Annotated in this window: 31 protein-coding genes; 19 read left to right on the top strand and 12 right to left on the bottom strand. The window is 69.4% G+C overall.

Going from position 1 to position 26,092, the window contains the following annotated elements:
* Positions 1–28 precede the first annotated feature (28 nt).
* Positions 29–232, top strand: a complete 204-nt coding sequence (locus VPA02S_RS25020; RefSeq protein WP_015866426.1) for a hypothetical protein — start codon at positions 29–31, stop codon at positions 230–232.
* A gap of 33 nt (positions 233–265) precedes the next feature.
* Here VPA02S_RS25020 and VPA02S_RS25015 read toward each other — a convergent pair whose 3' ends face one another.
* Both VPA02S_RS25015 and VPA02S_RS25010 read right to left on the bottom strand, forming a co-directional pair.
* Positions 266–1,174 carry a DUF808 domain-containing protein gene (locus VPA02S_RS25015; RefSeq protein WP_062366259.1) on the bottom strand — a complete coding sequence of 303 codons (909 nt, stop codon included), beginning with the start codon at positions 1,172–1,174 and terminating at the stop codon, positions 266–268.
* 99 nt (positions 1,175–1,273) lie between these two features.
* Complete coding sequence (locus tag VPA02S_RS25010; RefSeq protein WP_018906264.1) at positions 1,274–1,792, bottom strand: GNAT family N-acetyltransferase; 519 nt, start codon at positions 1,790–1,792, stop codon at positions 1,274–1,276.
* Between the two features lie 93 nt (positions 1,793–1,885).
* On the opposite strand from VPA02S_RS25010, the gene VPA02S_RS32025 reads away from it, so the two are divergent.
* From VPA02S_RS32025 to VPA02S_RS25000, 3 genes are read left to right on the top strand one after another with little or no spacing between them, the layout of a single operon-like run.
* Positions 1,886–2,035: a hypothetical protein gene (locus tag VPA02S_RS32025; protein ID WP_015866429.1), complete on the top strand. Its 150-nt coding sequence runs from the start codon at positions 1,886–1,888 to the stop codon at positions 2,033–2,035.
* Positions 2,032–2,340 (top strand): VF530 family protein, encoded by a 309-nt coding sequence (locus tag VPA02S_RS25005; protein WP_062366257.1) that lies wholly within the window; start codon positions 2,032–2,034, stop codon positions 2,338–2,340. Before VPA02S_RS32025 ends, VPA02S_RS25005 begins: the two co-directional genes overlap by 4 nt.
* On the top strand, positions 2,337–2,618 hold the full coding sequence (locus tag VPA02S_RS25000) for a 2Fe-2S iron-sulfur cluster-binding protein (protein WP_062366255.1): 282 nt from the start codon (positions 2,337–2,339) through the stop codon (positions 2,616–2,618). The genes VPA02S_RS25005 and VPA02S_RS25000 overlap by 4 nt, the downstream gene beginning before the upstream one ends.
* 18 nt (positions 2,619–2,636) lie before the next feature.
* Here the strand turns inward: VPA02S_RS25000 and VPA02S_RS24995 are convergent, their stop codons facing one another.
* Positions 2,637–3,830: an MFS transporter gene (locus VPA02S_RS24995; protein WP_062366253.1), complete on the bottom strand. Its 1,194-nt coding sequence runs from the start codon at positions 3,828–3,830 to the stop codon at positions 2,637–2,639.
* A gap of 188 nt (positions 3,831–4,018) precedes the next feature.
* Between VPA02S_RS24995 and VPA02S_RS24990 the strand changes: the two genes are divergently transcribed.
* The gene (locus VPA02S_RS24990) at positions 4,019–4,744 is read left to right on the top strand and encodes an RluA family pseudouridine synthase (protein ID WP_062366252.1); all 726 of its coding nucleotides are present in this window, start codon (positions 4,019–4,021) and stop codon (positions 4,742–4,744) included.
* On the opposite strand, the gene VPA02S_RS24985 is transcribed toward VPA02S_RS24990, so the two are convergent.
* The 5 genes from VPA02S_RS24985 to egtB form a co-directional block, all read right to left on the bottom strand.
* Entirely contained in the window at positions 4,728–5,171 is a 444-nt protein-coding gene (locus VPA02S_RS24985; protein ID WP_015866434.1) for a universal stress protein, read from the bottom strand. The genes VPA02S_RS24990 and VPA02S_RS24985 overlap by 17 nt on opposite strands.
* Positions 5,172–5,278: 107 nt before the next feature.
* A complete protein-coding gene (locus VPA02S_RS24980) occupies positions 5,279–6,031 on the bottom strand; it encodes a 2OG-Fe dioxygenase family protein (RefSeq protein WP_018906259.1) in 753 nt (250 codons plus the stop codon).
* Positions 6,028–6,312 carry a DUF427 domain-containing protein gene (locus VPA02S_RS24975; protein WP_015866436.1) on the bottom strand — a complete coding sequence of 95 codons (285 nt, stop codon included), beginning with the start codon at positions 6,310–6,312 and terminating at the stop codon, positions 6,028–6,030. Before VPA02S_RS24975 ends, VPA02S_RS24980 begins: the two co-directional genes overlap by 4 nt.
* Before the next feature lie 741 nt (positions 6,313–7,053).
* Entirely contained in the window at positions 7,054–8,073 is a 1,020-nt protein-coding gene (gene egtD, locus VPA02S_RS24970) for an L-histidine N(alpha)-methyltransferase (RefSeq protein WP_062366250.1), read from the bottom strand.
* 3 nt (positions 8,074–8,076) lie between these two features.
* On the bottom strand, positions 8,077–9,333 hold the full coding sequence (egtB, locus tag VPA02S_RS24965; RefSeq protein WP_062366249.1) for an ergothioneine biosynthesis protein EgtB: 1,257 nt from the start codon (positions 9,331–9,333) through the stop codon (positions 8,077–8,079).
* Positions 9,334–9,522: 189 nt separating this feature from the next.
* Between egtB and VPA02S_RS24960 the strand changes: the two genes are divergently transcribed.
* Positions 9,523–10,869 (top strand): NAD(P)/FAD-dependent oxidoreductase, encoded by a 1,347-nt coding sequence (locus VPA02S_RS24960; protein WP_018907545.1) that lies wholly within the window; start codon positions 9,523–9,525, stop codon positions 10,867–10,869.
* A 2-nt stretch (positions 10,870–10,871) separates the two neighbouring features.
* Here VPA02S_RS24960 and VPA02S_RS24955 read toward each other — a convergent pair whose 3' ends face one another.
* Together VPA02S_RS24955 and VPA02S_RS24950 are read right to left on the bottom strand one after the other, a co-directional pair.
* On the bottom strand, positions 10,872–11,399 hold the full coding sequence (locus tag VPA02S_RS24955) for a thermonuclease family protein (protein ID WP_015866441.1): 528 nt from the start codon (positions 11,397–11,399) through the stop codon (positions 10,872–10,874).
* Positions 11,400–11,475: 76 nt separating this feature from the next.
* Positions 11,476–13,173 carry a long-chain fatty acid--CoA ligase gene (locus VPA02S_RS24950; RefSeq protein WP_062366247.1) on the bottom strand — a complete coding sequence of 566 codons (1,698 nt, stop codon included), beginning with the start codon at positions 13,171–13,173 and terminating at the stop codon, positions 11,476–11,478.
* Between the two features lie 235 nt (positions 13,174–13,408).
* Between VPA02S_RS24950 and VPA02S_RS24945 the strand changes: the two genes are divergently transcribed.
* From VPA02S_RS24945 to VPA02S_RS24915, 7 genes are all read left to right on the top strand, one after another.
* Entirely contained in the window at positions 13,409–13,849 is a 441-nt protein-coding gene (locus VPA02S_RS24945) for an OsmC family protein (RefSeq protein ID WP_018907542.1), read from the top strand.
* A 47-nt stretch (positions 13,850–13,896) separates the two neighbouring features.
* Entirely contained in the window at positions 13,897–14,877 is a 981-nt protein-coding gene (locus tag VPA02S_RS24940) for a Bug family tripartite tricarboxylate transporter substrate binding protein (RefSeq protein WP_062366245.1), read from the top strand.
* Between the two features lie 239 nt (positions 14,878–15,116).
* Positions 15,117–15,899, top strand: coding sequence for a GntR family transcriptional regulator (locus VPA02S_RS24935; protein ID WP_015866445.1), 783 nt, complete (start codon positions 15,117–15,119; stop codon positions 15,897–15,899).
* A complete protein-coding gene (locus tag VPA02S_RS24930; protein ID WP_018905540.1) occupies positions 15,896–16,696 on the top strand; it encodes a transporter substrate-binding domain-containing protein in 801 nt (266 codons plus the stop codon). The genes VPA02S_RS24935 and VPA02S_RS24930 overlap by 4 nt, the downstream gene beginning before the upstream one ends.
* A gap of 35 nt (positions 16,697–16,731) precedes the next feature.
* Positions 16,732–17,388, top strand: coding sequence for an amino acid ABC transporter permease (locus VPA02S_RS24925; protein WP_015866447.1), 657 nt, complete (start codon positions 16,732–16,734; stop codon positions 17,386–17,388).
* Between the two features lie 18 nt (positions 17,389–17,406).
* Complete coding sequence (locus VPA02S_RS24920; RefSeq protein WP_062366243.1) at positions 17,407–18,060, top strand: amino acid ABC transporter permease; 654 nt, start codon at positions 17,407–17,409, stop codon at positions 18,058–18,060.
* The gene (locus VPA02S_RS24915; RefSeq protein ID WP_018905539.1) at positions 18,044–18,811 is read left to right on the top strand and encodes an amino acid ABC transporter ATP-binding protein; all 768 of its coding nucleotides are present in this window, start codon (positions 18,044–18,046) and stop codon (positions 18,809–18,811) included. The genes VPA02S_RS24920 and VPA02S_RS24915 overlap by 17 nt, the downstream gene beginning before the upstream one ends.
* A gap of 20 nt (positions 18,812–18,831) precedes the next feature.
* On the opposite strand, the gene VPA02S_RS24910 is transcribed toward VPA02S_RS24915, so the two are convergent.
* The gene (locus VPA02S_RS24910) at positions 18,832–19,797 is read right to left on the bottom strand and encodes a DUF72 domain-containing protein (RefSeq protein ID WP_062366241.1); all 966 of its coding nucleotides are present in this window, start codon (positions 19,795–19,797) and stop codon (positions 18,832–18,834) included.
* 153 nt (positions 19,798–19,950) lie between these two features.
* Here VPA02S_RS24910 and VPA02S_RS24905 point away from each other — a divergent pair, with 153 nt between their 5' ends.
* Genes VPA02S_RS24905 through VPA02S_RS24890 form a run of 4 tightly spaced genes read left to right on the top strand, consistent with a single transcriptional unit; the run spans position 19,951 to position 22,280 of the window.
* Positions 19,951–20,535: a YceB family lipoprotein gene (locus VPA02S_RS24905; protein WP_062366239.1), complete on the top strand. Its 585-nt coding sequence runs from the start codon at positions 19,951–19,953 to the stop codon at positions 20,533–20,535.
* A complete protein-coding gene (locus tag VPA02S_RS24900; protein ID WP_062366237.1) occupies positions 20,532–21,524 on the top strand; it encodes a glycerophosphodiester phosphodiesterase in 993 nt (330 codons plus the stop codon). Before VPA02S_RS24905 ends, VPA02S_RS24900 begins: the two co-directional genes overlap by 4 nt.
* Positions 21,521–21,799, top strand: a complete 279-nt coding sequence (locus VPA02S_RS24895) for a hypothetical protein (protein WP_062366234.1) — start codon at positions 21,521–21,523, stop codon at positions 21,797–21,799. The genes VPA02S_RS24900 and VPA02S_RS24895 overlap by 4 nt, the downstream gene beginning before the upstream one ends.
* 13 nt (positions 21,800–21,812) lie before the next feature.
* Positions 21,813–22,280 (top strand): DUF411 domain-containing protein, encoded by a 468-nt coding sequence (locus tag VPA02S_RS24890; protein ID WP_062366232.1) that lies wholly within the window; start codon positions 21,813–21,815, stop codon positions 22,278–22,280.
* Between the two features lie 18 nt (positions 22,281–22,298).
* Here VPA02S_RS24890 and VPA02S_RS24885 read toward each other — a convergent pair whose 3' ends face one another.
* Positions 22,299–23,597 (bottom strand): NAD(P)/FAD-dependent oxidoreductase, encoded by a 1,299-nt coding sequence (locus tag VPA02S_RS24885; protein WP_062366231.1) that lies wholly within the window; start codon positions 23,595–23,597, stop codon positions 22,299–22,301.
* A gap of 40 nt (positions 23,598–23,637) precedes the next feature.
* On the opposite strand from VPA02S_RS24885, the gene VPA02S_RS24880 reads away from it, so the two are divergent.
* On the top strand, positions 23,638–24,690 hold the full coding sequence (locus VPA02S_RS24880) for a P1 family peptidase (protein ID WP_018905532.1): 1,053 nt from the start codon (positions 23,638–23,640) through the stop codon (positions 24,688–24,690).
* Positions 24,691–24,697: 7 nt separating this feature from the next.
* A complete protein-coding gene (locus tag VPA02S_RS24875) occupies positions 24,698–26,092 on the top strand; it encodes a TAXI family TRAP transporter solute-binding subunit (RefSeq protein ID WP_018905531.1) in 1,395 nt (464 codons plus the stop codon).

The following is a 26,092-nucleotide window of genomic DNA, read 5'->3' as shown; positions in this document are numbered from 1 at the left end:
GCAACCCACCACCCCAGACGAAGAAGCCATGGCGCAACCCAAACGACAACTCCGCACGCTCGAGCGCGGCATTCTCTGCCTCGTGATCGGCGCCGCCGTTCTGCTGGCGCCGCGCTTCCTGCAGGGCACGCGCTGGTTCGAGATGGTGGCCGGCGCCTACCTGGTCGGCTGGTTCGCGCTGGTGCTGGGCGTGGCGCTGGTGGTGGTCGGGCTGGTCCGGCGCGGCAAGTAGCGCGGCAACGGGCCGGCCCGCAGCCGGCAGGGCTCAGCCCTTCTTGCCGCGCAGCTTGCCGGCGAGTTCCACGCACGCCAGCACGATGGCGCCCGCCACGATGCCGATGCCCGCATTCACCCCCATCGACCCGAGCGCGCCGAACACGCCGCCGGTGGCCTGGGCCCAGTCTTCGACGGCATGGCCGAGGGCCGGCACGCCGTGCACCAGGATGCCGCCGCCCACCAGGAACATGGCCGCGGTGCCGGCCACCGACAGCGCCTTCATGAGCCAGGGCGCGGCCGCGAGGATGCCGCGGCCCAGGGCCTGCGCGGCCTTGCTCGCCTTCCGGCTCAGGTAGAGGCCCGCGTCGTCGAGCTTCACGATGCCGGCCACCAGGCCATAGACGCCGATGGTCATGACCAGTGCAATGCCCGCCAGCACGGTGAGCTGCGTGAGAAAGGACTGGCCCTGCACGGTGCCCAGCGTGATGGCGATGATCTCGGCCGAGAGAATGAAGTCGGTGCGCACCGCGCCCTTGATCTTGTCCTTCTCGGCCGCCACCACGTCGACGGCCTCGTCGGCCACGGCGCGCTCGTGGCGCGCGGTGTCGGCCTCGTGCGCCTGCCTGTGCAGGAACTTGTGGGCGAGCTTCTCGAAGCCCTCGAAGCAAAGGAAGGCACCACCCACCATCAGGAGCGGCGTGACCAGCCAGGGCAGCCAGGTGCCGATGGCCAGCGCCGCGGGCACCAGGATGAGCTTGTTGACGAACGAGCCCTTGCACACCGCCCAGACCACCGGCAGCTCTCGGTCGGCCTTGACGCCCGAGACCTGCTGCGCATTGAGCGCAAGGTCGTCGCCGAGCACCCCGGCCGTCTTCTTGGCGGCCACCTTGGTGAGGACCGAGACGTCGTCCAGGACGGTGGCGATGTCGTCGAGCAGCAGAAGCAGGCTGGTGGCCATGGCAAGGGTCGGTGTGGAAAAAAAAGAAGCGGCGAGCTTAGCCGCAACCGCGGCGCGCGCCGGCAATACCCGTACGCGGCCGGCCGCCGGGCTCAGGCGTCAGGCAACGCTGCGCTTGAGCCGGATTTCCTCGACCCGCACCGTGCCCAGCGCGGTGGTCTTGGCGGTCTTCATTTCGCGCTTGAAGCCGGCGAGCTCGAAGAAGCGCATGGCGCGGTCGTTGCGGATGGGCACCCAGGCCGTGACCGTGGTGCAGCCCTCTTCCTCGAGGCCTTCGCGCGCGGCGTCCCAGAGGGCGACGCCGATGCCCTTGCCCCAATGCTCGGGCTTGACGTACAGGGCCCAGATCTCGCCCGTGGTGGACGGCGTCTTGGGGTCGCGCGAGCGGTCGAAGCCGACGAAGCCGACGATCTCGCCGTCCTGCACCGCCACCTGCACCTGCGGCTCGCTGAACTCGATGGCCTCGCGCCACTTGGCTTCGCGGGAGGCGGGCGCCAGCACGCGCAGCTCTTCTTCGGGCAGGATGCCTTCGTAGGCAGCCTTGGCGGCCAGGGCATGGACTTCGGCGACGGCCTTGGCGTCGCGCATGGTGGCGGGGCGAACTTCGTGATCTGACATGGATGCGGGGAAATCAAAAGGAACTGCGTATTGTCGCCGCACCGCTAAACTGCCCGCTACTACGCCGCATACGCAGCATCAAAAGGAGTCGATATGGCCAAGGGTCAACAGCGCGCAAACAAGGAAGCCAAGAAACCGAAGAAGGACACTTCGCCGCCCAAGCCGGTGGGCACCGGCGGCATCGAACCCGTCCGCACGATCACCACGGCGGTGATCCCGCGCGGCAAGCTCAAGAACAAGTGACCGACGAGGCCCCCGCCGGGCCGGCCCCGGCGCCCGCCAAGCCGGCCCAGCCCCGCAACCCGCTGCACGGGCTCACGCTGGAAGCCATCGTCACGGCGCTGGCCGACCACTACGGCTGGGAGCAGCTCGGCGAGCTCGTTCCGATCCGCTGCTTCGCCATCGACCCGAGCGTGGGCTCCAGCCTCAAGTTCCTGCGCAAGACGCCCTGGGCGCGCGAGAAGGTCGAGAGCCTCTATCTCTTCATGCTGCGCGAACAGCGCCGCGAGCAGCAGCAGCAGCAGCAACAACAGCCCCCGCAGCGATGAGGGTCCGGCTCGAACCGTCGGGCCTCGGCTTCGACGCCGAGGCCGGCACCACGCTCTTGAAATCGGCCGAGGCGGCCGGCATCGAAATGCCGAGCTCCTGCCGCAACGGCACCTGCCGCACCTGCATCTGCCAGCTGGTGGCGGGCTCCATCCGCCACGTCATCGAATGGCCCGGCCTGAGCGCCGAGGAAAAGGCCGAGGGCTGGATCCTGCCCTGCGTGGCCGAGGCACAGAGCGACCTCACGATCGATGCGCCCCAGGCGTTTTCGGTGTTCTGACGGCCGCGGCGCGGCGCCCTACTTGGCCGCCGCGGGCATCGCGACCACCAGCCGGTCGCGCCGCGCCAGCGACGGGAACAGCTTGAACCAGCCCAGCGCCACCATCATGGTTCCCACGCCGCCCACCACCACCGAGCCCACCGGCCCGAGCAGCGCCGCCGTGGCGCCCGATTCGAACTCGCCCAGCTGGTTGCTGGCGCCGATGAAGATCGAATTGACCGCGCTCACCCGGCCGCGCATGGCGTCAGGCGTTTCGAGCTGGACCAGGGTCTGGCGGATCACCACGTTGACCATGTCGGCCCCGCCGGACACGGCCAGCGCAATCAGCGAGACGATGAAGCTGCGCGAAATGCCGAACACCACCATGCACAGCCCGAAGAGCCCGACGGCCATCAGCAGCGTGCGGCCGATGTTGCGCTCGATGGGCCGGCGCGTGAGGGCGATCGACATCGCCAGCGCGCCCACCGCGGGCGCACCGCGCAGCAGGCCGAGCCCCCAGGGCCCCGTGTGCAGGATGTCCTTGGCGTAGATCGGCAGCAGCGCCACCGCGCCGCCCAGCAGCACCGCGAAGAGGTCGAGCGAGACGGCGCCGAGCACCGGCTTGCGCTTCCAGATGAAATCGACGCCCGCGAACACCGTGGCGAGCGTGACCGGCTCGCGCGCGGCCGGCGTGTAGGCATAGCGCAGCCGCAGCACCAGCGCGCAGGCCACCGCGAAGCACAGCACGCTGGCGCCGTACACCACCGCCATGCCGGCCACGAACAGCAGGCCGCCGAGCGCCGGCCCGCCGATGATCGCGCCCTGCATGCCGGCCGAGCTGAAAGCCATGGCGCGCGGCAGCATCGCGGGCGGCACCAGCAGCGGCGTGAGCGCCTGTTGCGCCGGCATCTGGAAGGCCCGCACCGCGCCCAGCACCAGCGACAGGCCCAGCAGCAGGCCGCGCGTGTCGAAGCGCTGCACCACCGCGAGCAGCAGCACCAGCGCCACCAGCCCCTGCACCGCAAAGCAGGCCGCCACGATGCGGCCGCGGTGGTGGCGGTCGACCACATGGCCGGCCAGCAGCGCGAGCAGCAAGGCCGGCACGAACTGGTAGAGGCCCACCAGCCCGAGGTCCCAGGCGCTGCCGGTGAGTTCGTACATGTGCCAGCCGATGGCCACCAGCAGCATCTGCGAGGCCGCGGTGCCGAAGAGCCGCGCCACCCACATCTGCATGAACGCTCGCTCGCGCCGGAGTTCGGTAAAGCCCGGGGAAACGGGAGCGGAGGCGGGAGAAGAGGCGGGAGAAGAGGCAGGGCCGGACATCTGTTCGAGGATAGCCGAGGCTTCATGAGCTTCGCATGAGCGCAGCGCCAAGGTGCAGCAGCGAGCGCGGGCTCTGCTCTCTACACTCCGGGCTACCCATGCCGGACATCGACCTCATCCACGAAGACGCCCACCTGCTGGTGCTGAACAAGCCCGCCGGCCTGCTCTGCGTGCCCGGGCGCGGCGAAGACAAGCAGGACTGCCTGAGCGCGCGCGCCATGCGGCGCTGGCCCGATGCGCTGATCGTGCACCGGCTCGACATGGCGACCAGCGGCCTGGTGCTGATGGCGCGCGGCGCGGCCATGCAGCGTGCGCTCGGCGATGCCTTTGCCGAGCGCCGCGTGCACAAGCGCTACGAGGCCATCGTGGACGGTGCGATGCCGGTGCAGGACGAATGGTCGGTCATCGACGCGCCGCTCATGGCCGACTGGCCCAACCGCCCGCTGCAGAAGGTGGACCCGGCCGGCAAGCCGAGCCTCACGCGCTGGCGTGCGCTGTCGTCTTCGTCTTCGTCTTCGTCTTCGTCTTCGTCTTCGTCTTCGTCTTCGTCTTCGTCTTCAGCACCGGATGGGAATTCGCAGGCCACGCACCTGCTGCTGGAGCCGCTCACGGGGCGCTCGCATCAGTTGCGCGTGCACCTGCTGTCGATCGGCCATCCGATCCTGGGAGACGCGCTCTACGGCAGCGCCGATGTCCAGGCACGTGCGCCGCGCCTGCTGCTGCATGCCAGCGAACTGGGCTTCGTGCACCCGGTCACGCAGCAGAGCCTTTGCCTGCAGAGCCCGTCCGGCTTCGATTTCTCTCGCCTTACAGCCCGCCCTTGACCACGAGCACCGGCATGGGCGCGTCCTGCAGCACGCGCTGCGTGACGCTGCCCAGCAGCAGCTTCTCGATGCCGCTGCGCCCGTGCGAGCCCATCACGATCAGGTCGGCCGCAATGGCGATGGCGGTGTCGACGATGCCTTCGTGCACCACGTGGCCGTCGATCACGCGCTGGTCGCTGTGCAGGCCCTCGGCGGCGAGCGCCGCCACGCCGCGGGCGAGCGCCGCATTCGCGCTCGCGGTGGCCGCGGCCAGGTACTCGTTCTGGCCCAGCGCATAGTCCGCACCCACGCCGATGAAGGGGTAGTTGTCGATCACGTGAATCAACGTGATGCGGCTTCCGAACGCCAGCGCCAGGCCGCTGGCCTTGCTGACCGCGAGCATGGAAGTTTCGGAGCCGTCGATCGGAACCAGGATGTGATTGAACATGGCGGACCTCACTTTTTCGTTCGCGGACAGGCGCGGCTCGCAACCGAGCCGGGCCCCGAATTTAACCTCTGCGCCGGGCAGTGGCTGTAGGACTCAAGCCAGCAGGATCAATCCCCCTGGAAAGCCCCGGCGCGGCAGGTGACGACGAGTGTGTCGCGCCAGCCGGCGCCGCCCTCCTCGAGCGGCTGGATCGGCGTGGACTCGTGGATCACGCGCGCGTCGTCGAGCAGGAGCAGCGTCCAGGGCTCGGTCATGGTGAAGCGCTCGCCGCGGCGGCCGCTGGCTTCGAACACGCGCGTCTCGCCGCCCTTGATGCCGCTGCGCCCGACCAGCGCCACCGCCACCAGGTCGACGCCGTCGCGGTGCGCGCCTTCAGGCGTGGGCCGGCCGATGCCGCCCGCGGTGTCGATGCGGAACTGGTGCGCCTCGACGAACCACGGCTGCGCCGCCGCCGCGCCGCGCATGCCGCTCGCGGCCTCGCCCAGGCGCTGCAGCAGGCGCTGCCAGGCCGGCTGCGCCACCGTGGCTTCGTGCATGGGCGCGAACCAGCGCTGCATGCCGCCATGCAGCGCGTTGTATTCGACCGGCTGCCAGTGCGCGCGGTGCGGCGCCTGCACGATCGAATCGCCTTCGACCGTGAAGCAGGCGTGGCGCCGCGTGCGATAGCGGCCGCCGTCCTTCAGGTATTCGTCCGGCGGGAGATCGTTCCAGTCGGCATGCAGTGCTTCGAGCTGCGCAAGCGGCACACCCAGCCAGTCGCTCACGCCCTGCGGGCTCAGCACGGCATAGCCTTGCTCGCGCAGCGCGGCCTGCAGCTCGGCAGGCTGGACGAAGGGTGGAGCGAACGCGGCCGTGGTCACGACGCGGTGACCTTCACGTCCTTCCAGAACGCCACGCGGTCGCGGATTTCCTCGGCCTCGGGCTTCGGGTCGGCGTAGTACCAGGCAGCGTCGGTGTGGAGCTCGCCGTTGACCAGCAGCGAGTAATAGCTGGCCGTGCCCTTCCAGGGGCAGGTGGTCTTGTGGTTGCTGAAGGTCACGTGGTCGCGATTGAGCGAGCTCATCGGGAAATAGTGGTTGCCTTCGACGAGCACGGTGTCGTCGCTTTCGGCGATGGTGACGCCGTTCCAGGTTGCTTTCATGTCTTGCACTCCAAGGGGCGGGGGGCGCGGGGCGCAGTTGGCGGATGCGGTGGCGCGCGGGGAAGGGATATTGTGCCCGTTGCTTTTGGGGGGCGAATCCATGGGGGCGGTATGCCGACGGATTGAGGTTCTGGGTTTGTTTGAGTTTTGGGGCCGGGTCTCGCCCCGGCGGGCGAGCTACTTTCTTTTGCTTCGCCAAAAGAAAGTAGCCAAAGAAAAGGCGACCCCACTGTCTGCGACCCTCCGCTTCGCTGCGGGCAACCTGCGGTGCTCGCGTTTCGCGGGGTCTCGCCCAAACTCGCTTCGCTCAAACAAGGGCGAGCCCTGATCCGCGAAACGCTGCGCTCCTCGGCGCATACAGAGGGGCTTCGAAACCACACGGGCCTTTGCTTCGCTCGGCCACCAAGCCACCGCAGGCGCGCAGCGCCTGCGGTGGTTGGCCTGTTGGTGTTGGCTGTTGGGTTTGGGGCCGAGCGAAGCGAAGGCCGCCCGCTCCAACCCCTTCTGTATGCGCCGAGGAGCGGAGATGGAGGCGGGATCAGGGCCGCAGCTGTTTGAGCGCAACGCAGTGGAGCGAGTTCTGCGGACCCCCGCCGTAATCGAGCACCGCAGGTTGCCCGCAGCGAAGCGAAGGGACGCAGACAGTAGGGGTCGCCTTTTCTTTGCTTACTTTCTTTTGGCGAAGCAAAAGAAAGTGAGTCGCCCGCCGGGGCGAGACCCGGCCCCGAAACTCAAAACAATTCAAGCCCCCAACCAATGCACGCTGAAGAGCCTCTCCGGATCCGTCCACACAGCCCCCGGCCGGAACCCCGCCTTCACAGCCAGCGCCCGCAATCCTTCCACAGTGAACTTGTGCGAGTACTCGGTGTGAATGGTCTCCCCTTCCTCGAACGCAAACCGCTCGCCGTTCAGCGAAACGATCTGGTCCCGCCGGCTCACCAGGTGCATCTCGATGCGCTGTTTCGGCGCGTTGTAGAACGCCGCGTGCGCAAAGCCCTCGAGATCGAAGTTCGCGTCGAGCTCGGCGTTGGCGCGCCGCAGCAGGTTGAGGTTGAACGCCGCGGTCACGCCCTGCGCGTCGTTGTAGGCCGCATGCAGGCGGCCCGGGTCCTTCACCAGGTCGACGCCGATCAGCAGCCCGCCGCCGCGCAGCATGCGCGCCGCGAGCTGCAGGAAGGCCAGTGCCTCGTCGGGCTCGAAATTTCCGATCGTCGAGCCGGGGAAAAAACCCACGCGCTTGCCCGCACCGGCGAGCGGCGCGGGCAGCACCAGCGGCATGGTGTAGTCCGCCGCGATCGGCTGCACCGCCAGCTGCGGGTAGTCGGCCCTGAGCCGCTCGGCGGCGGCCGCCAGGTGCTCGCCGGAAATGTCGATCGGCAGGTAGCGCCTGGGCGCCTCGAGCGCATCGAGCAGCAGCCGCACCTTGGTGAGCGAGCCGGCGCCGAACTCGACGATCTCGGCGCCCGGACCCACCTGCGCGGCGATCTCGCCCGCGCATTCGCCAAGAATGCGCAGCTCGGTGCGCGTGGGGTAGTACTCGGGCAGCTCGCAGATGCGGTCGAACAGCTGCGAACCCGCGGCGTCGTAAAAATACTTGGGCGAAATGCTGCGCGGCCTGCGCGCGAGGCCCGCCTGCATCTCGCGGCCGAACTCGGAGAGCAGCGCCGCATTTTTTTCCGCGGCGGCAGGCGCGACAGGCTGGCGCTGCTGCGGCTGGGCGGCGGCAAACGAAAAGGAGGACGAGGAGCTTGGATTGCGCATGATTCAGATGTCTTTCGCGAGCCGCAGCCCCGAGAACTGCCAGCGCGCCGCCGGCGGAAAGAAATTGCGGTAGCTGGGCCGCGTGTGCCCGGCCGGCGTCGCCACGCTGCCGCCACGCAGCACCAGTTGGCCCACCATGAACTTGCCGTTGTATTCGGCCGCGATGCCGGGCATGGGCCTGAAGCCGGGATACGGGTCGTAGGAGGAGCGCGTCCACTGCCAGACGTGGCCGCTCATCTGCGAGATGCCGGGCGCATCGAAGGCCGCTTCCCATTCGAATTCGGTCGGCAGGCGCGCACCGGCCCATTCGGCATACGCGGCGGCCTCGTAGAAGCTCAGCTGCGACACGGGCGCATCGGCCTCCATCGGCCGCACGCCATGCAGGCCGAACACCTGCCAGCCGCCCTGCGGCTGCTGGGCCTGCAGCCGGGGATCGTCGGCGGCCAGCCAGTAGGCGGGATGGCGCCAGCCCTGCGCCTGCACCGCTGCCCAGCCGTCGGAGAGCCAGAGCTCGGGGCGCTGGTAGCCGCCGTCGGCAACGAACTGCGCATAGTCGCCGCAGCTCACCAGCCGGTCGGCAATGGCATAGGGCTGCAGCAGCGCCGCATGGCGCGGGGTTTCGTTGTCGAAGGCAAAGCCCTGCTGCGGCCCCTCATGGCCCACCTGCACCATGCCGCCGGGCTGCGGCAGCCAGCGCATGGCCGGCGGCACGGCGGCCAGCCGCAGCGCAGGCCCGGCCGCGGGCCGGTAGGCGGGCAACAGCGGGTTGCACGACAAGGCATGCAGGATGTCGGTGAGCAGCAGCTCCTGGTGCTGCTGTTCGTGGTGCAGCCCGAGCGTGACGATGGGTTCGATGGCCGCCCAGTCGCTCTCGCCGGCGCCGCCGTCGAGCAGTGCGATCACCGCTTCGTCGACATGGGCGCGGTAGGCATGCACCTCGTCCACGGAAGGGCGCGTGAGCAGCCCCCGCTGCGGTCGCGGATGGCGCGGGCCGAGCGCTTCGTAGTACGAGTTGAAGAGGTAGTGGAACCGCTCGTCGAAAGGCCGGTAGCCCGCCGCATGCGGCTGGAGCAGCACGGTCTCGAAGAACCAGGTCGTGTGCGCGAGATGCCATTTGGTCGGGCTCGCGTCGGGCATCGACTGGATGCACTGGTCTTCGGCGGAGAGCGGCGCGGCGAGTGCCAGGCTGGCGGCGCGCACTTCGCGGAACTTGTCGCGCAGTGCGCTCGCCGCCTGGGTGATCGGCCGGGAAAGCGTCATGGTGTCTCCAGTCGGGTCAACCGCAATTTGTAGCCGATGGCCGCTGCAAAGGCGCGTAGGACAAGTTCGCGCCCTTAGCACGCCGTGGGCCGGGGGAGGCACAGGCAACCATCGGTGGGGGGAGCCACTTTGGCACAAGATCGGCCGGCTTGCAGGGCGGCTGGGTATCGGCTGCGTATCATCTGTTCGATGCAAACGACCAACGCCTCCGCCCGCCCCCATGTCGTCATCGTCGGCTGCGGATTCGGCGGACTCGAAGCCGCCCGCAGGCTCGAACGCGCCGACGTGGACGTGACGGTGATCGAAAAGACCAACCACCACCTGTTCCAGCCGCTGCTCTACCAGGTGGCGACCGCCGGTCTCGCCGCGCCGTCGATCGCGGCGCCGGTGCGGGCCCTGTTCCGCGCACAGCCGCGCATCACCACGCTGCTCGGCGAAGTGAGCGCCATCGATCCGGCCGCACGCGCGGTCCGGCTGGCCAACGGCAGCCTGGTGAGCTACGACCACCTGGTGGTCGCGGCCGGCGCGGCCCACAGCTATTTCGGCCATGACGAATGGGCGCCCCTGGCGCCGGGCCTCAAGACGCTGTCCGACGCCTTCGAGATCCGCCGCCGCGTGCTGATGTCCTACGAGGCGGCCGAGACCGCCACCGACCCCGAGCGCCGCCGCGCCCTGCTCACCTTCGTGGTGATCGGCGCCGGCCCCACGGGGGTCGAGATGGCCGGCACGCTGGCCGAGATCGCCAAGCACACGCTCTCCGGCGAATTCCGCCGCATCGATCCGGGGAGCGCACAGGTGCTGCTCGTCGAGGGCGGGCCGCGCGTGCTGCAGGCCATGCCCGAGAGCCTGAGCCAGAAGGCGCTGGAGCAGCTCCAGCGGCTGGGCGTCGAGGTGCGGCTCAATGCACGCGTGACCGCCATCGACGCCACCGGCCTCGAAGTGGAAGCCGGCGGCGGTGCCAGCGGCGCTCCGGCCACCAGCTACCGCATCGACAGCAGCTGCGTGGTGTGGGCGGCGGGCGTGGCGGCATCGCCGCTCGGACGCATGCTGGGCGAGGCGACCGGCGCCGAATGCGACCGCGCGGGCCGCATCAAGGTCGAGCCCGACCTGAGCCTGCCGGGCCATCCCGAGATCAGCGTGGTGGGCGACCTGGCCGCGGCCCTGAGCTACGCCCCCGGCAAGCCGCCCAAGCCGGTGCCCGGCGTGTCGCCCGGCGCCAAGCAGATGGGCCGCGCGGCGGCCGCCAACATTCTTCGCCGCATCGCGGGCGTGCCGACCGTGCCTTTCCGCTACCGGGACTACGGCAACCTGGCCACCATCGGCCGCAATTCGGCGGTGGTCGACCTGGAAACGCCCTTGGGACCGCTGCGCTTCAGCGGCCGGCTCGCGTGGCTGTTCTGGCTGTTCGCGCACGCGTACTTCCTGATCGGGTTCCGCAACCGCATCGTGGTGCTGATGGACTGGGCCAGCGCCTACTGGAGCTTCCAGCGCAATGCGCGCGTGGTGGCGGACGTGCGGGGCAAGAGCGAGTCGTAGGCTCAGAACAGGAAGCGGTCCGGGTGGTCCTCGCGCTGGCGGCGCCGCCATTCCCAGGGCGGCTGCGGCCTGGCGCCGGCCCACAGCCCGAGCCGCTGCGCACGCGCGCTGTCCTGCAGCTTGAACAGTTCGCCGCCGCGGCGCGTGGCGATGCCGTTGAAGTCGTACACCCAGGCCCAGCCTTCGGCCACCATGCGGGTGCCCGCATCCTCGCCGTTGCAGCGCACGTCGGCCACGGTGCGGCCGTAGCGGTCGGTGTCGCGCTCGGTGATGACCGCCTGCTCGAAGTAGCAGATGCGGCTCAGCGCCTGCCTGCTGCGCTGGCCGTAGGGCTGCGCGCGCTCAGGTGCGTCGATGGCGGCAATGCGCACCTTGACCTCCTCGTAGGCACCGAGGCGCCCGCAGCGCGCCGTGAGCGTGTCGCCGTCGCTGATGCCGACCACCAGGCAGGTGCGGGACGAAGAAGCGGCCTGCGACAGCAGCGGCAGCAGCAACGCAAGACAAACGGCGAACGGAAAGCGCAGGCGCATGGGCGGGGAAAATCGGGCGGTCGAAGCCCCGGATTCTCGGCGCGAAATGCGCCGCGCCCCGGCCGCGAACCCGCTGTTACCGCGCGCCGTTCTCGTCTTCCTGCAGCAGCCGCCACATCACCTTGCCGCTGCCGCTCTTGGGCAGCGCGTCGACGAACTGCACCTTGCGCGGGATCTTGTAGACCGCCATGTTCTCGCGGCACCAGTCGATGATCTGCTGCTCGGTGGTGTCCTTGTGCGTGGCGCGCAGCACCACCACCGCCTTGACCGATTCGCCGCGGTAGTCGTCCCGCGTGGAAATGACGCAGGCCTCCTGGATCGCGGGATGGCGGAACATCAGCAGCTCGACCTCGGCCGGCCACACCTTGAAGCCGCTCGCGTTGATCATGCGCTTCAGGCGGTCGGTCATGAAGAAGTAGCCGTCCTCGTCCATGCGGCCCATGTCGCCCGAGCGGAAGAAGCGCTTGCCCTCGAACTCGACGAAAGCCGCCTGGGTGGCGTCGGGGCGCTTCCAGTAGCCCTGGAACACCTCGGGGCCGTGGATGATGATCTCGCCCGATTCGCCGATGGGCATTTCGGCCAGCGTGTCGGGGTCGACCACGCGCGCATCGGTGCTCATGAACGGAATGCCCAGGCACTGCTGCTTGGGATGGTCCGACGGGTTGGTGTGCGAGGGCGCGGCGGTTTCGGTGAGGCCGTAGCCCTCCTGGTACTTGAGGCCGTACTGCTCGAAGAGGCGCTGCGCCACGGCCTGCGGCATGGCCGCGCCGCCGCCGCCGATGTGCGTGATGCTCGACAGGTCGTAGCTCGCGAAGTTGGGGCTGGCCATGAGGTCGATCACCATGGTGGGGATGTTGGTCCAGCTCGTGACCTTCCAGCGCGAGATGAGCCGGCCCGCCACCTCGCGGTCCCAGCGCGGCATGATGACCAGCGTGGCCGCCGCGAGGATGGAGGTGTGCATCATGCTCACCACGCCCGTGATGTGGAACATGGGCACCACCGCCAGCACCACCGCTTCCGAGGTGGCCTGGCCCCAGAGCTGGCCGGCCACCGCGTTGTGCATGAGGCTCGAATGGTGGTGCACGCAGCCCTTGGGCAGGCCGGTGGTGCCGCTGGTGTAGGGCAGCAGCGCCATGTCGTTGGCGCCCACCACATGCTCGGGCGCCGCATGGCCCGCGGCCAGCGCGTCGGTCCAGGCCATGGCCTTGCCGCCCGCGAGCTCGGGCAGCGGATGGCGCGTGGCGAGCCACTCCTTCCAGGCCGGCGCCGGCGCGTCGTCGCCGCTCGCATCGGCGTCGAAGGCGTCGGTGAACTGGGTCACGATCATGTGGGCCAGCTGCTGCGCGGGCGGCAGCGCGTTGCTGGCCTTGGCAAGCTCGCCGGCCAGGTCGCCGGTGGTGATGGCCACCTTGGCGTCGGGGTCGACGATGTAGTGCTTGAGCTCCTCGGCCCGGTTCATCGGGTTGACCGGCACCACCACTGCATTGGCGCGCAGGATCGCGAAATGCGCGATCACGAGCTGCGGACAGTTCTGCATGTCCAGCACCACGCGATCGCCGCGCTTCACGCCCAGGGCATGCAGCGTGCCGGCCAGCCGCTCGACCTGGTCCGCGAAGCCGCGATAGCTCAGCACCCGGCCGAAGAAGACCAGCGCGGCCTTGTCCGGATAGCGCGCCGCCGAGGTTGCGAGGTTGTGCCACAGCGAGGTGGCGGGGACGGTGATCGAATGCGGCAGGCGCTTGGGCCAGAACTTGTGGTGCGGGCGTGGTTGCATGGTCAAGGCGGGCGGAGGGAGAGGGAGAGAAAGAAGACAGGCCGCAGCCTAAGCCGAGCCGCGCGCCGCTCCCATCGGGGAAGCCCCCGGACGCGTCACCTTGGCGACGCCCTGCGCGCATTGCTCGATCTTCGCGATCTTCTTCGCATGCGCCCTGCGACTACAGACAAGCGCGGCGTTCCGCGCGATACCTGCGTCTCCCACCACCCGTCACCCCGACCGAAGGAGAGTTTTCATGGCAGCAGACAAGCACGCAAGCGTTCACTGGGAAGGCGCCGGCAAGACCGGCAAGGGCCAGGTCAGCACCGAGACCGGCGCCCTCAAGGACTATCCCTACGGCTTCGCCAGCCGCTTCGAGGACGACAAGCGCGGCACCAACCCCGAGGAGATCGTCGGCGCAGCCCATGCGGCCTGCCTGACGATGGCCTTTGCCTTCGCCCTGGAGAAAGAGGGCTTCACCGCCACCCGCATCGACACCAAGGCCGCGGTGCGGCTGGCCAAGGACGGCGAAGGCTTCAAAATCGACCGCATCGCGCTCGAGCTCGACGCCGCCGTGCCCAAGCTGGAGGAAGCGAAGTTCCAGCAGATCGCGGCCGCCGCCAAGGCCGGCTGCCCGCTGTCGAAGGCGCTGGCCAGCGTGCCGGAAATCACGCTGAAGGCGACGCTCGCCGCTTGAGCCGCTGCTTATGATCGTCTCCACTTGAAGAAAAGAGGAGACGATCCATGACCCGCCCAGCCCGCACCGCCCTCGTGGCGGCTTTGTTTTCGATCGCGTCTTTCGGCCTCGGCGGCGCCGCCATGGCCGCCTACCCCGACAAGCCGATCAAGCTCGTCATCGGCTTTCCGGCCGGCGGCCCGCTCGACCAGCATGCGCGCCTCCTGACCGACAAGCTGCAGGCGGTGCTGGGCCAGCCGCTGATCGTCGACTACAAGCCCGGCGCGGGCGGTTCGGTGGGCGCCGATGCGGTCGCCAAGAGCCCGCCCGACGGCTACACGCTGATGCTGGCCAACACCGGCGTGGCCGTGATCAACGGCGCGCTCTACAGCAAGCTGCCCTACAACACGCAGCGCGACTTCGTGCCCATTGCGCGCACCGCGATGCAGCCGCTGGCCCTGCTGGTCACGCCCAAGCTGCCGGTGCAGAACCTGCGGCAGTTCATCGACTACGCCAAGGCGCGGCCCGGCCAGGTCAACTACGGCTCGGCCGGCAACGGCGGCATCAGCCACCTGGTGCCGGAGATGTTCAAGACCGCCACCGGCATCTTCATGGTGCACATCCCGTATCGCGGCAGCGCCCCGGCCTTCACGGACCTGATGGCCGGGCAGGTGCAGTTCATGGCCGAGTCGATTCCGCAGGCGGCCAACTACCACAAGCAGGGCAAGGTGCGCGCACTGGCCGTGACCAGCCGCGAGCGCAACCCCGCGCTGCCGGATGTGCCGACGGTGATCGAGTCGGGCGTCAAGGGCTTCGAGGTGGTGGGCTTCTACGGTTTCTTCGCACCGAAGGACACGCCCAGGGACGTGGTCGCCAGGCTCAGCGACGCGTTCAAGCAGGTGCTGACGAGCGCAGAGGTGCGCGACCGGATGGTGAGCCAGGGCGCGGACCCGGCCTATCTGGGCAGCGAGGACTTCGCGCGCTTTCTTGCCACCGAGACGCCGCGCTGGGACAAGGCGGTGAAGGCTTCGGGCGCGCGGATGGATTGATTGCTGGCAGTTCCGGGTCGCTCTTGTTCAGGGCGGCGTGCACAGGCCACCGGGTACTCCCTCCGCGAATGTCTCCCGTCGGCGGGAGCGCGCCCTGAACAGCGGCACCCTGAACAGCAGCGCCCTGAAAAACAGCACCCTGAGCCGCGCGCCACGCACCACCGGCACGCAGCGCCGGCCCATTTCGGTGCACATAGCTTGCATACCAGTTGGCACAAAAGCTGCTGGTATGCATGCCAATGTCTACATCCGCATCCGAAATCAGTGCACGCATCGTCGAGGCGGTGATGGCGCAGAAGCTCGCGCCGGGCTCGCGCCTGGGCGAGCAGCCGCTGGCCATGCTGTTCGACTGCAGCCGCACCATCGTGCGCGAGGCGCTCACCCGGCTGGCGGCGCGCGGCATCGTCACTGTGAGTGCGCGGCGCGGCTGGTTCGTGATCGAGCCCTCGCAGGACGAGGCGCGCGAAGCCTTCGAGGCCCGGCGTGTCATCGAGCTCGGCCTCATCCGCAGTACGGGCAGCACCGGCAAGATCGACAAGGCCGCGCTGCGCCAGCTGAAGGCGCACCTGCAGCGTGAAAAGGCCGCACTGAAAGAGAGCGACGTCGGCAACCGCAGCTTCCTGCTCGGCGACTTCCACGTGTGCCTGGCCGAATGCCTGGGCAACACGCTCTTGGCCGACACGCTGCGCGACTTCACCGCGCGCACCACGCTGATCGCCATGCTCTACCAGTCCACGCACGATGCCGTGCAGTCCTGCGAGGACCATGTGCAGATCGTCGCCGCCCTCGAGCGGGGCGACCACGCCGCCGCTGAGGCGCTGATGGCCGCGCACATCGGCACGGTGCAGTCGGCGCTGCGCGTGCAGGCGCCGACCGATCCGCTCGCGCAGCTGCGCGACGCGCTGGCGCCGCTGCAGCAGAAGAACAAGAAAACCGCCGCGGCCGTTCCCCGGCGGCGCAAGGCCGCCGCGCCCTCCCCCGACGACACCGATTCATCGACTTACCTAGGAGCCCTGCTATGACTTTCTCTTCGTCCAAACGCCACCTCTCTCTCGCGCTTGCATCCGTTGCCATGCTGGTGGCGGCAGGTACGGCCCAGGCCCAGAACGCGCTGGACAACGTGCTGAAGGCCAAGACCATCAAGATCGCCGTGCCGACCGACTATCCGCCCTACGGCTCGGTCGACAGGAACATGAAGCCCCAGGGCCTGGACGTGGAAATGGCCGAGCTGATCGCCGCCAAGCTCGGCGTGAAGGTCGAGCTGGTGCCCGTGACCAGCGCCAACCGCATTCCCTACCTGCAGACGCGCAAGGCCGACCTCGTGATCTCCACGCTCGGCAAGAACCCCGAGCGCGAGAAGGTGATCGACTTCTCCGCCGCCTACGCGCCCTTCTTCCAGGCCGTGTATGCCGCCAAGAGCATGAAGCTCACCAGCTTTGCCGACATGGCCGGCAAGACCGTTGCCGTGACGCGCGGCGCGATGGAAGACCAGGAACTGAACAAGGTGGCGCCGCCGAACGTCGACTACCGCCGCTTCGAGGACAACAACGCCACCATCGCGGCCTTCGTGGCCGGCCAGACGCAGACCCTGGCCACCAGCGCGGCGGTTGCCGGCGACATGCTCGCCAAGAACCCGAAGGTGAGCGCCGAATTCAAGCTGCTGCTGAAGGACAGCCCCTGCTTCGTCGGCGTGGCCAAGGGCGAAACCGCATTGAAGACCAAGGTCAACGAGATCATTGCGGCCGCCAAGAAGGACGGCACGCTCGACGCCATGTCGAAGAAGTGGCTCGGCAAGGCCGCCGGCGACCTGCCGGTCTGAGCCTCGCTCGCTGAACCCCGAACAAAGGCGCGGCCATGGAATTCGACTTCGGTGCTGTTCTCGTCGACTGGCGGCTGCTCGCCAAGGGCATCGCGTGGACGGTCGGCCTGACGGCCATCGCCACCGTCATCGGCATGGCCGTGGGCGTGGCCTGCGCCTGGGCGCGCGCCAGCGGGCCGGCGTGGCTGCGCTGGGTGGTCGGCAGCTATGTGGAGCTGATCCGCAACACGCCCTTCATCGTGCAGCTGTTCTTCATCTTCTTCGGACTGCCCGCGGCGGGCGTCAAGCTCACGCCGGAGGTGGCATCGATCATTGCGATGGTGATGAACCTCGGGGCCTATTCCACCGAGATCATCCGCGCCGGCATCGAGGCCACGCCCAAGGGACAGATCGAGGCGGCCGTGAGCCTGGCGCTCGACAAGGTGCAGGTGTTCACCCGCGTGGTGCTGCCGCCGGCGCTCAAGAAGGTGTGGCCCGCCATGGTGAGCCAGATCATCATCGTGATGCTGGGCTCGGCCGTGTGCGGACAGATCTCCACCGAGGAGCTGAGCTACGCGGCCAACCTCATCCAGAGCCGCAACTTCCGCGCCTTCGAGGCCTTCATCGTCGCCACGCTGCTCTACCTGGCGCTGGCCGTTGCGCTGCGCAGGCTGCTCAACTGGGCCGGGCCAAGATTCTTCTTCGGCCGCTGAACGCAGGACGCCACCACCATGGTCGATTTTTCTCTCTGGGACATCCTGCGCAACCTGCTGATGGCGCTGCGCTGGACCGTCGTGCTCTCGCTCATCGCCTTCATCGGCGGCGGGCTGGTGGGCGCGCTGCTGCTGTTCCTGCGGCTGCGCGGCGGCAGCGCCATGGGCCGCGCCGTCGGCCTCTACGTGCAGCTGTTCCAGGGCACGCCGCTTCTGATGCAGCTGTTCCTCGCCTACTTCGGCATTGCGCTGTTCGGCATCGACGTGTCGGCGTGGACCGCGGCCAGCGTGGCGCTCACGCTCTACACCAGCGCCTTCCTCACCGAGATCTGGCGCGGCTGCGTGGCCGCCATTCCCAAGGGCCAATGGGAAGCCTCGGGCAGCCTGGCGCTGAGCTTCAATGAGCAGATGCGCCACGTGATCCTGCCGCAGGCGGTGAAGATCGCCATTGCGCCGACGGTGGGTTTCCTGGTGCAGGTGATCAAGGGCACGGCGCTCGCCTCGGTGATCGGCTTTGTCGAACTCACCAAGGCCGGCAGCATGATTTCGAACGCCACCTTCCAGCCCTTCGTGGTGTTCAGCTGCGTGGCGCTGCTTTATTTCGTGCTGTGCTTCCCGGTAAGCCTGTACGCCAAGAATCTCGAGAGGAAATCCCATGGCCGCCGTGCTTGAATCCCAGACCTTTGCCGCGCCGATCGTGCGCGTGACCGCCCTGCGCAAGTCGTATGGCGCCAACGAGGTGCTCAAGGGCATCGACCTCGAGGTGAAGCGCGGCGAGGTCATTGCCATCATCGGCAAGAGCGGCTCGGGCAAGAGCACGCTGCTGCGCTGCATCAACGGGCTCGAGGTGTTCCAGGAAGGCTCGCTCACGGTCGATGGCAAGCCCCTGCTGCACGAGAGCGCCATGGCCATGCGCGAGCTGCGCCAGCGCGTGGGCATGATCTTCCAGAGCTTCAACCTGTTTCCGCATCTCACGGTCGGCAAGAACGTGATGCTCGCACCCACGCTGGTGAAGAAGCGCAGCGGCATGGAGGCGGCTTCGCAGGCGCGCAAGCTGCTCGAGCGCGTGGGCCTGGCCGAAAAATTCGACGCCATGCCCGAGCAGCTCTCGGGCGGCCAGCAGCAGCGCGTGGCCATCGCCCGCGCGCTGGCAATGGAGCCGGCCGTGCTGCTGTGCGACGAGATCACCTCGGCGCTCGACCCCGAGCTGGTGGGCGAGGTGCTGCGCGTGGTGGAGTCGCTGGCCGACGAAGGCATCACGCTCCTGATGGTCACGCATGAGATGAGCTTCGCGCGCAAGGTGAGCGACCGCGTCATCTTCATGCACCAGGGCCGCGTGCACGAGATGGGGCCGCCGGCCGACATCTTCGGCAATCCGCAGACGGCCGAGCTGAAGCAGTTTCTCTCGTCGCTGCACGACTGAAGCGGTAGGCGGGCGCCGCGCTACTTGCGGCCTGAGCGCGCACGCGCCGGCTTTCGCACGGCCATGTCCGGCGGCGCTTCGAAGTTGTCGTCCTCCCCCAGCCCGGTGGCCACGCCGAGCCGGGCCGCCAGGTGCGCGGCGTCGTAGGGCGCGTGCACCTTGACGTCGTTGTCGAAGTAGCAGAACACGTCGCGCCCCTTGCGCCCGGAGAGCCGGCGCGAAGGCACGGCCAGCCTTGCATCCTTCACCTGCCGTCCATGTCGCCAGGCGTCGATGCGGTCGGCCCAGCGGTCGAGCGCGGCATCGTCGTCGCCGCTCGCGTAGAGCTCCTTGTCTCCGTGCAGCCGCATGTAGACGAAGTCGGCGCAGAGGTCTTCAAGCAGCGGCCAGCGCCCCGCCGTGTCGGCCACCACCAGCGCGACGCCATGGCGGCGCAGCATCGCGATGAAGTCCGCATTTGCAAAGCTGGCATGGCGCACTTCCACCGCATGCCGGATGCGCAGCTTTGCGGGCGCCTTCAGCAACGCACGCTCGTCGCTGAGCTTCTCGTTGTGCTGCCGCGCGAGCTTGAGGGCGGAGCGGCCGTCCCTGGGCAGCAGCGCCAGGAATTCCTCGAGGCGATCGGCGTCGTAGGCGAAGGACGGCGGCAGCTGCCAGAGGATGGGCCCGAGCTTGGCGCCCAGCGCAAACACGCCCGAGGCAAAGAAGTTGGCCAGCGCGGCGCGCGGTTCCTTGAGCCGCAGGTTGTGGGTGATGTAGCGCGGCCCCTTCACCGCAAACACGAAATCCTCGGGCGTCGCGTCGTGCCATGCCTGGTAGGACACGGGGCGCTGCAGCGAATAGAACGAGCCGTTGATCTCGATGGTGGGCAGCATGCGCGAGGCAAAGTCGAGCTCGAGCCGCTGCGCCAGCCCCTTGGGATAGAAGCGGCCGCGCCATGGCGCATAGCGCCAGCCAGAAATCCCGATTCGCGTCGTGCCCTGCATCGTTGGTCTTTTTTTCCGGAGCCTTGAACGTGGCCTGCCGGGCGGCCCGGCCGCGTAGGAGATTTTCCTGTCCGCATAGCAGCATGGGCCCAGCGCGCCGGCCGGAGGCCGTACTGGCCGGAACCCCGCGGGCTGTGGCAAGCTCCGAGGAGTATGCAAATCCGCTCCCTGCCCTTCACCACCTCCCGCCGCTGGATGCTGCGCGCGCTGTGCGGCGCCGCGGCCCTGCAGGCGCCGCTTGCCGCGCTGGCCGGCTTCAACTTCTTCACCAGCGAATACACCGCCACGCGCGACGAACTGCAGGCGCAGATCGCCAAGCGCTTTCCGGTGGCCGAACGCTATGCCGAGATCTTCATGGTCGGGCTGCGCGACCCGCAGCTGGGCCTGGACGCACGCGGCAACCGCGCGGCCATCACGGCCACGCTGACCATTGCCAGCCCCCTGCTGGCCGCCTCGCCGGTACAGGGCGTGGTCTCGGTCAGCAGCGCGCTGCGCTACGACGCCGCGGCGCGCGCGCTGCGCCTGGACCATCCCAAGGCCGAGCGCCTCGAGCTGCAGGGCGTGCAGGGCCGCGATGCGGAACGCCTGCAGCAGGTGGGCGCGGTGGTGGCGCAGGAGCTGCTGCAGGGGCAGGTGCTGCGCAGCTTCACGGCCGAAGAACTCACGGTGGGGCGCAAGACCTACGAGATCGGCGACATCACGGTGCAGGACGACGGCATCAAGGTGCAGCTGAAATGAAATTCCCACTGCTTGCCGCCGCGTTGCTCGTCGCGGGCTGCGCGGCCATTCTCCCCACGGCAAAGCAGCACTTCGACCTGCAGGCCCACCGCGGCGGACGGGGCCTTGCACCCGAGAACACGCTGGCGGCCTTCTCCAACGCGATCGACCTGGGCGTGAGCACGCTTGAACTCGACATCGGGCTCACGGCCGACGGCGTGGTCGTGATCTCGCACGACACCGCGCTCAATGCCGACCACACGCGCGACGCGAACGGTGCGTGGCTCGCATCGAAGGCCGGCCCCACCGTCCGCTCCCTGACGCTGGCCCAGCTTCAGAGCTACGACGTCGGCCGGCTGAATCCCGCGAGCAACTACGGCAAGCGGTTCGCGCTGCAGCTGCCGCGCGACGGCGAGCGCATTCCGACCCTGGCCGCACTGTTCGACCATGTGCGGGCACGCGGCGCCGCGGCGGCCACGGTGCGCTTCAACATCGAGACCAAGATCGACCCAACCAAGCCCGACGAAACCGCCGCGCCCGAGCCGATGGTGCGCGCCCTGCTCGCCGAGATCGACAAGGCGCAGATGGGCGGCCGCGTGACCATCCAGAGCTTCGACTGGCGCACGCTTGCGCTGGTCGGCCAGCTTGCGCCGCAATTGCCGCGGGCCTACCTGAGCTCCGCGCGCACGCTCAAGGACAGCCGCTGGACGGCCGGCCTCGACGCGGCGCAGTTCGCGTCGACGCCGCAGCTGGTCAAGGCCGCGGCCGGCACGGCGGGCGGGCCCGTCATCTGGTCGCCGGCCTACAACGACCTGACACGGCCCGCCATCAAGGAAGCGCAAGGCCTCAGCCTCAAGGTGCTGCCGTGGACCGTGAACCAGCGCGCCGACATGCTGCGGCTGATGGACTGGGGCGTGGACGGCCTCATCACCGACTACCCCGACGTGCTGCGCGACCTGATGCGCGAACGCGGCCTCTCGCTGCCGCCACCCGGAAAGGCTTCGCCATGAACACCGCCGCACGGCAACTCGAAACCATCGGCGGCGGCATCGCGGCGCTGCAAGGGGGCGGCGGATCGGTCGCCGCGCTCTCGAACGAGGCGCGTGCGAGCAGCGAACTGCTCGCGGCCCTGCCGCCGCGCTATGGCGAGGTGCTGCTGAACCTGCTCGACCGGCTCGAATCGAGTGCGCTGTTCAGCGAGGAGAGCTGCTCCTTCAGCCAGAAAGACCTGCTCGACAACCTGCAGGCGTGGGCCGACAAGGCCCGCGCGCAGCTGCCATCCTGAGGAGAAACAAGCCATGCAAAGACGCACCCTTCTTCTGCGCGCCGCCCCGCTGCTCGCGCTCGCATCCACGGCGGCATGGCCGCTGGCCGCATCGGCCGCCGCACCGATGGTCGAGATCTGGAAGGACCCGAACTGCGGGTGCTGCCAGGACTGGGTCAGGCACCTCGAGGCGAACGGCTTCGCCACCCGCGTGCACGATGCTGGCAACAGCGCCGCGCGCACCCGGCTCGGCATTCCCGCCGCGCTGGGCTCGTGCCACACCGGCCTGGTCGGCGGCTATGCGCTCGAAGGCCACGTGCCCGCGCGCGAGGTGCACAGGCTGCTGCGCGAAAGGCCCAAGGCCATCGGCCTCGCCGTCCCTGGCATGCCGGTCGGATCGCCCGGCATGGACGGCGCCGCCTATGGCGATCGGCGCGATCCCTACGACGTGCTGCTGGTGCTGGCCGATGGCGGCAGCCGCGTCTACCAGGGCTACCGCTGAGGAAGAACGCGCCGCGCGTCAGCCGAAGCGGGTGGGATCGAAAGGCGCCAGCGCCGTCTCGGGCGCGGTGCCCGCGAGCAATTGCGCCGCGAGCCTGCCGGTGCGCGCCGAACCGCACAGGCCCACGTGCCCATGCCCGAAGGCCAGCACGATGTCCGCACTGGCCGCGGACGTGCCGATGCAGGGCAGCCCGTCGGGCAGGCTGGGCCGGTGGCCGAGCCAGTGCTTCACGGCCACCGCCTGCGGCGCCTGGGCGGCCAGGGCCGGAAACATCGACAGCAGGTGCCGGTGCAGGATCTCGGCGCGCCGCCAGTCGGGCGCGGCATCGAGCCCGCCGATCTCGACCTGGCCGGCCGCGCGCAGGCCGCCGTCCATCCAGTGTGCGATGAGCTTGCCGTCGGCCGCCATCGTCGGCGTGCGCGGCCCCACCGAAGCGCCTTCGACGACCACGTGGTAGCCGCGCTCGGATTCGAGCGGCACCGGCGATCCGGCCGCAGCGGCCAGCGGGCCCGAGCGCGCACCGGCGCAGATGGCGGCGGCGTCGCATGCGATCTCGCCCGCATCGGTGCGCACCGCGCGCAGCCGCCCGCCCTCGATGCGAAAGCCGGTGGCGCGTGCCGCCACGCGCTGCGCGCCGGCCTCCTGCGCATGCCGCGCGAGCGCCGCCACATAGGCACCGGGATTGCGGCAGTGCCCGGCCTCGGGCACGAAGATGCCAAGCGTGTAGCGCGCGTCGAGGTCGGGCTCGCGCCGGCGCAGTTCGGCCGCCGGCCATTCCTCCCAGTGCACACCGGTGCGCCCGCGCACGCGCCAGCCGAGCGCATCGCCTTCGAATTCCTCGCGCGACCGGTAGGCATGCAGCAGGCCGCGCCGCTCGATGAGCTGAGGCACGCCGGCCTCGGCGGCGAGCCGGGCATGCAGGGCCGGCGCATCGGCCAGCAGCGTGCGCAGTGCGTCGGCCGTGCGCTGCACGCGTGCCTCGGTCCAGCCCGAGGCCAGGTAGCGCAGCAGCCAAGGCAAGGCCCGCGGCAGATGGCGCCAGCGCAGCGCGAGCGGCCCCAGCGGATCGGCCAGCCAGCCCGGCACCTTGCGCCAGGCGCCGGGCAGCGCGGGCGGCACCACGGAATGCGACGAGAGCCAACCCGCATTGCCGTAGCTCGTGGCCTGCGGGCCACCTGGTTCGCCGGGCTCCACCACCGTCACGCGCAGGCCGGCGCGCAGGGCCTCGATGGCGGTCGCGCTGCCCACGGCGCCTGCGCCGATCACGGCCACGTGGCGTCCCGCGCCCTCGCCGGAGAAACTTCTTGCAACTGTCATGGGGGCCTATCGTAGAGGGGCGGTCCCATAATCGGCCGCCATGCCTGCTCCGTCATCCGCTTTGTCCTCTTCCGCTGCTTCGTCTGCCGGCGCCATCACCGATGTGGCCGGCATCGAAGTCGGCCATTTCTCCGATACGCGCCGGCCCACCGGCTGCACCGTGATCCTCGCGCGCGAGGGCGCGGTGGCCGGCGTCGACGTGCGCGGCGCCGCGCCGGGCACGCGCGAGACCGACCTGCTCTCGCCCGGCAACCTGGTGCAGCAGGTGCACGGCGTGATGCTCGCGGGCGGCAGCGCCTGGGGCCTGGCCGCGGCCGAAGGCGCGATGCGCTGGCTCGAGGAGCGCAACGTCGGCATGGACGTGCGCTTCGGCACCCTGCCCATCGTGCCGGCCGCCGTGCTGTTCGACCTGCCCATGGGCGATGCGCGCATCCGCCCCGACGCCGCCGCCGGCTATGCGGCCTGCGAAGCGGCCACCCGCGATGCGCCGGAAGAAGGCAACGTGGGCGCCGGCAGCGGTGCGCTCGTGGGCAAGCTCTTCGGCGTGCACCGCGCGATGAAGGGCGGCATCGGCACCGCCTCGGTCACCGTGGGCGGCGTGACGGTGGGCGCGCTGATCGCGGTCAACGCGCTGGGCGACGTGATCGACCCCGACACCGCGCAGCCGGTGGCCGGCGCGCGCACCGAGGACGGCCGCGCGCTGCTCGACACCCGCCGCGCCCTGCTGCGCGGCGAGCTGCCCAAGCCCCTGCTCGCGGGCACCAACACCACGCTCGGCGTGATCGCGACCGACGCGGTGCTGACGAAGGTGCAGGCCAACCGCCTTGCGAGCGTGGCGCACGATGGCCTGGCGCGCGCCATCAACCCGGTGCACACCATGAGCGACGGCGACACGCTGTTCGCGCTGGCCACCGGCCGCATTCCGCTCGAAGGCCCCGGTGCCGAATCCCGCCCCGGCATGACCGTGCTCGGCACCATGGCGGCCGAAGCGGTGGCGCGCGCCACCCTGCGCGCGGTGCTGGCGGCGCGCTCCGTCACCGTTGGCGAGCTGCACGTGCCGTGCGCGGCCGATCTCGCCGCAACGAAAGGTTGAGTACCCCATGGCCATGCCCAAGACACTGAAGCTGATCCTGCTGTCGATCCGCGACCTGATCGCCTCGGCCGGTCCCGTCGTGTTCCTCGTGATCGGCCTCCTGATTGCCGCCTACTGGTGGCTGCAGCCGCAGCCGCCCAAGCATGTGACGCTGGCGACCGGCCCCACCGGCAGCGCCTATTCGCAGTTCGGCAAGCGCTATGCCGAGCTGCTCAAGAGCAGCGGCATCGAGGTGGAGCTCAAGGCCACCACGGGCTCTTCCGAAAACCTCGAACTGCTGCGCAGCGGCGGCGCCGACGTGGGCTTCGTGCGCGGCGGCAGCGCCGACCCGGTGGCCGACGAGGAAGCCGGCCTCACCTCGCTCGGCAGCCTGTTCTTCGAGCCGATCTGGCTCTTCTACCGCGCCGACAGCGCGCAGAAGATCGACCGCAAGACGGCCACGCTGACTTCGCTCGCCCAGCTGCGCGGCCTGCGCGTGAACGTCGACCTGGCGGGCAGCGGCCTGCCCGAGATCATGGAAAGGCTCTTCAAGGCCAACCACCTCGAGCCCGATGCGCTGCTGCTTTCCAACCTCGAACAGGCGGCCGCGGCCGAAGCGCTGCAGGCCGGCCTGCTCGATGCCATCGTGCTGTCCTCGGCGCCGCAGTCGCCGCAGGTGCAGCGGCTGCTGCGCGCGCCCGACATCAAGCTCATGGACTTCGGCCAGGCCGATGCGTACACGCGGCGTTTTCCGTTTCTCTCGGCGGTGACGCTGCCGCGCGGCGTGGTCGACCTGTCGAAGGACCTGCCGCCCACGGATGTCTCGCTGCTCGCGGCCACCACCTCGCTGCTCTCGCGCGACAAGACCCACTCCGCGCTGCGCCAGCTCTTCGCAGAGGCCGCGCAAAGCGTGCACAGCGACGCCGGCTGGTTCAACCGCGCACGCGACTTTCCCAACACGCGCACCAGCGAACTGCCCGTGAGCCCCGAGGGCGACCGCGCCATCAACGGCACGCCGCCGTTCTGGCAGCGCTACCTGCCGTTCTGGGCCAGCAACCTGATCGAGCGCATGTGGCTGGTGCTCGGCGGCCTGCTGGTGCTGATGCTGCCGCTGAGCCGCGTGGTGCCGCCGCTCTACCAGTTCCGCGTGCGCCGCCGCGTGTTCCGCTGGTATGCGCGGCTGCGCGACATCGAGGCCAAGGTCGATGCGCGCCAGGGCGGGCGCGACGAACTGCTCGACGAACTCGAGGAGCTCGACCGCGTGGTCAACAAGGTGGCCGTTCCGCTGTCGTATGCCGACGAGCTCTATGCGCTGCGCAACAACATCCACACGGTGCAAAGGCGCGTGCAGATGCGCTGGCCGCAGCCCGGCGATTTCGCGCCCCGCACACCGCCGACCGAAGAAGCCGCAAAAAGCGCTTGA

Source organism: Variovorax paradoxus NBRC 15149 (assembly GCF_001591365.1).
GTDB classification, from domain to species: Bacteria; Pseudomonadota; Gammaproteobacteria; order Burkholderiales; family Burkholderiaceae_C; genus Variovorax; species Variovorax paradoxus.
This window is presented reverse-complemented; position numbering and strand designations above follow the sequence as displayed.